At 63.1% G+C, this 3,804-nt stretch carries 5 protein-coding genes; 3 read left to right on the forward strand and 2 right to left on the reverse strand.

Going from position 1 to position 3,804, the window contains the following annotated elements; genetic code table 11:
- On the forward strand, nt 1-688 hold a 688-nt coding region (locus tag QK290_RS18265), incomplete at its 5' end, for a hypothetical protein (protein ID WP_282332079.1).
- Between the two features lie 311 nt (nt 689-999).
- Here the strand turns inward: QK290_RS18265 and QK290_RS18270 are convergent.
- On the reverse strand, nt 1,000-1,815 hold the full coding sequence (locus QK290_RS18270) for an MBL fold metallo-hydrolase (protein WP_282332081.1): 816 nt from the start codon (nt 1,813-1,815) through the stop codon (nt 1,000-1,002).
- Nucleotides 1,816-1,981: 166 nt separating this feature from the next.
- Between QK290_RS18270 and QK290_RS18275 the strand changes: the two genes are divergently transcribed.
- Together QK290_RS18275 and QK290_RS18280 are read left to right on the forward strand one after the other, a co-directional pair.
- Nucleotides 1,982-2,122, forward strand: coding sequence for a hypothetical protein (locus tag QK290_RS18275; protein WP_282332082.1), 141 nt, complete (start codon nt 1,982-1,984; stop codon nt 2,120-2,122).
- A gap of 148 nt (nt 2,123-2,270) precedes the next feature.
- Complete coding sequence (locus tag QK290_RS18280) at nt 2,271-2,642, forward strand: hypothetical protein (protein ID WP_282332083.1); 372 nt, start codon at nt 2,271-2,273, stop codon at nt 2,640-2,642.
- Nucleotides 2,643-2,974: 332 nt separating this feature from the next.
- On the opposite strand, the gene QK290_RS18285 is transcribed toward QK290_RS18280, so the two are convergent.
- On the reverse strand, nt 2,975-3,804 hold an 830-nt coding region (locus QK290_RS18285), incomplete at its 5' end, for an MFS transporter (RefSeq protein ID WP_282332084.1).

Here is a 3,804-nt window from a genome sequence, read left to right on the forward strand (position 1 = left end):
CTGCTGGAATCTGGAGGCTTCAGACCGAAACTACACTCTGCATTCTGAAGAGCCCATTTTGGCCAAGCAAACAGTATTTCCCTCAGGGATCCGTAAACATCATCCGAGAGGGATAACCTTGTCCAACCTTCAGTTTGCCCCGGGCGAATCCAATGTCCACGCTGCAACATTCAGCCCGTCCGTTATTCTCTTCTGGCTCAAGACCGAACTGGGCGTCACCAACACCCGAATTGTCTCGAAGCGTGCCAACAGCCTGCTGGGTGTGATTCCTTTGGGTTACGCGGAAGAGACGTTCCCGCTGGCAAACACCGCTGGTGTCGGTGTAGAGATCAAATTCTCCTTAGGCCGGGCTATCTTTGGCTTCATCCTCCTCATTGTTGGGCTCACCAACCTCAATGCGTTCTTCGGCTGGGTCGCTTTGCTGCTCGCTATTTCGCTCATCCTGAACGCCCTGAGCGCCGTGATGAAGATTAAGAACAACGGCGGCGGGGAAACCAGGCTCCAAGTTTCGATTCTGGAGAAAGCCAAGCTGGAGCAGTTCCGCAACGAGGTGAACACACGGCTTTTCGCCGACCAGCAGGGTCTCCGCCACCAAGAAACCATGGGCATGCACAGCATGAACCTGCTGAACCAGCAGGCCCAGATCAACCTGCAAGAGCAACTGAACCGTAATTTGACGGACAAGTAGCCTTTCCGCGGAGCGATCTGCAGGGGCGCAGACGGTCTTGCCGTCCGCGCCCCTATTCCTTGTCCGCGCAAATTGACCGCACCCGGCGGTTGCAGGGAGCAACCCAGGTTTCAGGGAGCAACCCCGGATTCATGGGGAAAATAACGATGAGCTGCTTGCCTTGCCCAGCGGGTAGGTCTTGCCGCCGGACACAAGAATCCGCTTGGTGTCACCGGTCAAGACGCCAGGCTTCGGCAGAAATCGACCACCCCGAAAAAGGTACAGCGTTGTGAAATTCCACTGTCAAACCTACCCGCGGAGAGTTGCGACACTCAGTGCAGCGGCCGGGTTTCCTGCAGGCGCTTGATGAACCAGCGTGACTGCTCCGGGCCATACGGCAGGATGGGGATGGCCTTGGTGGCGTCCGTGGGGGTTTCGCGGATGGACTGCTGTGCCTGGCGGACGGCCGTGGTCATGGTGTTGGCCATGGTCTTGACGAACTGATCGCTGCAGGGCTGGCCGTGGCCGGGGATCAGGAACTCGTAGCGGTGGCGCAGGGCGGAGATGTGGCGCAGGGAGTCAGCCCATTCCTCCGGGTAGGAGTCTTCGAAGGAGGGGTGCGCGCCCTGCTCCACGAGGTCGCCCACGAAGAGGGTGGTGGGGGTGCCCACCAGGAGGTCGCCATCGGTGTGGCCGCGGCCCAGGTAGAACAGCGTCACGGTGATCCCGCCCAGGTCCACCAGCACGGGCTGGTCCTTGACGATGGCGTTTGGCACCACCAGTTCCACGTTCTCACCCTCGCCGGTGGACATCTCCGGCTCCAGTGTTCCTACGAACCGGCGCTGCAGGTCCCCGTGGTCGTCGATCTCCTGGGCGCAGTTTTCGTGTGCCCAGAACTCGGTGGCGCCGTCGGATGCGAACACGGCGTTGCCGAAGAAGTGGTCGTAGTGCGCGTGCGTATTGACCACCACCAGGGGCAAAGAGGTCTTCTCCCGCACCGCGTCCAGGATCTCGCGCCCCTGCCGCGGCCCGCAGCCGGTGTCCACCACCATGGCCCGCTCGGAGCCCACAATCAGGGCGGTGTTCAGCAGTGATCCTTCGGTGACAAGCACGTAGTTGTCCGCGCCGACGTCGAGCCATTCTGACATTGTTTCTCCGTACCTCCGGAAAGCGACTGCGTTCTTCTTGGCCTCGATTCTACCCATGGGCCCTTGGAGTTCCCGGGATGCGGGACGCGGTCCGGGCCGCATGTGGAGATCCACATTCCTAGCCGGGATTCCGCCATAAATCCATCAAACTGCGTAACATCTCGCTATGCAGACAAAACAACACACGTGCTTCTGCGAGGAATGCGGCAGGATCACGAACCACGTGACCCACTATCTAAAGGCCGACGGCGGTGGCCAGCTGATCGCGACGGTGCGGTGCGCTGAACACGCAGAGGAAGCCGTCTGAGGCTGAGGTGCACAGCTCGCCTAGGTACAGTCCATAGCGGACTAGACAGCCTCGCCTAGTCCGCTATGGACTTTTCTCGTGATGAAGCGCCGGGAACTCCTGAACCAGCTCAAGCGATCATGAAGCAGGCCAAGGGAGAGGGCACCAAATGAAACTCGAAGTAACGGCCAGCCGGGACGGCCGGTTCTGGTACCTGGAATCCACCCAAATCGACGGGCTGACCACTCAGGCCCGCACCGTCGCCGAGATCCCCGAAATGGTCCGCGATTTGGCGGCCATGATCACGGGACGCCCCGAATCCGGCTTCGACGTCGAGGTCACCTTCGACACGCCTGAAGGCGCAGCCCATCTCCGCGAAGCGCGTGAGCTAGCTGCCAGGTCCGACGAGCTGAAGGCGGCATCAGCCAAGGAACGCCACGAGGCGGCCATGGTCCTGAAGCGGCAAGGTGTCACCGTCCGCGACATCGGCGCGGTACTTGGCGTCTCACACCAGCGAGCGCAACAGCTCGTCACCCACTGACCGCGCTACGACCGTTCGGCTCCGGCCCATCATCCGCAAGAGAGGCATCGGGCGTGTGCGCCTCGATCTCTCAATTACCGATGCGACGAGGCGTTCCGGCGTCACTTTGCCCTCTCGTTCGACGGCGGGGGGACGGCGGTTCTCCGCGTCCCGTTCACCTGCACTGAGTTTGTCCGCGTCGCCTCCCTACTGCGCCCGGCGCCTGAAATGCTCTTCGACGAACCGCCCTCTTCTGGTGTGCGGATGTACCCAGACTTCACCGGGCAGCCCTGCCGGGCCGCCTGACCAACCTGGGCAGCCCGGCCATCCGTCCTTGAAGTGGTTCCACTCGTTCATCCCTGGCCGCGGTGGTCGCTGCTTCGCATCCGGGCGGCCACGATGATGCCGGAGAGCGCAGTCAGGCCGGCGACGACGGCGACGGCTGCCGGGATGCCGTAGGCGTCGGCGATGAGGCCGGAGAGCAGGGCGCCGACGGCGAACCCGCCGTCGCGCCACAGCCGGTAGATGCCCACTGATCTGGCCCGCCATTCGGGGTGGGCGACATCGCCGATCGCTGCGAGCAGTGTGGGGTAGACCATTGCGGTGCCGGCACCGAGGAGGACGACGGCGGCAAGCCAGGTTCCGAAGTCATTTCCGAGGGCGACCATACCGAGCGCCAGGGCTTGGACGAGCATGCCTCCGACGATTAGGGGTTTGCGCCCGATCCGGTCTGAGAGGGCGCCGGTGATCAGTTGACCGGCGCCCCAGACGGCCGGGTAGAGAGCGGCGAGGATGCCGATGCGTTCGATACTGAGCCCTGCGGCGGCGAACAGGACAGGGAACAGTCCCCAGGCCAGGCCGTCGTTGAGGTTGTTCACCATCCCGGCCTGGCTGACGGAGGACAGTGACTTGTCGCGGAAGCTGGTGAGGGTGAAGACGGCACGGTTGCTCAGCCCGGCATGGCTGCCGGCGTGGACCGGGACGTGCACTGCGGCTTCGGCCTTGGCGTGGTGGTGTGTTTCGCGGATGGTCAGCACGGACAGGCCGAGGCCGACGGCGATGAAGGCTGCGCCGAGCAGGAAGGGTCCGGGGCGCAGTCCGTAGGTGGCGGCGATGTATCCGGTGGCCAGTGCGGTGCCTGCGACGCCGAGGTAGCCGGCTGCTTCGTTCAGGCCCATGGCCA

Source organism: Pseudarthrobacter sp. AL07, assembly GCF_029960665.1.
Classification (GTDB): domain Bacteria; phylum Actinomycetota; class Actinomycetes; order Actinomycetales; family Micrococcaceae; genus Arthrobacter.

What these genes read in the sequence shown, in the direction of transcription:
- QK290_RS18275 (WP_282332082.1), top strand. Translation starts at nt 1,982, where the DNA reads ATGCAGACAAAACAACACACGTGCTTCTGCGAGGAATGCGGCAGGATC.
- QK290_RS18270 (WP_282332081.1), bottom strand. Translation starts at nt 1,815, where the DNA reads ATGTCAGAATGGCTCGACGTCGGCGCGGACAACTACGTGCTTGTCACC.
- QK290_RS18280 (WP_282332083.1), top strand. Translation starts at nt 2,271, where the DNA reads ATGAAACTCGAAGTAACGGCCAGCCGGGACGGCCGGTTCTGGTACCTG.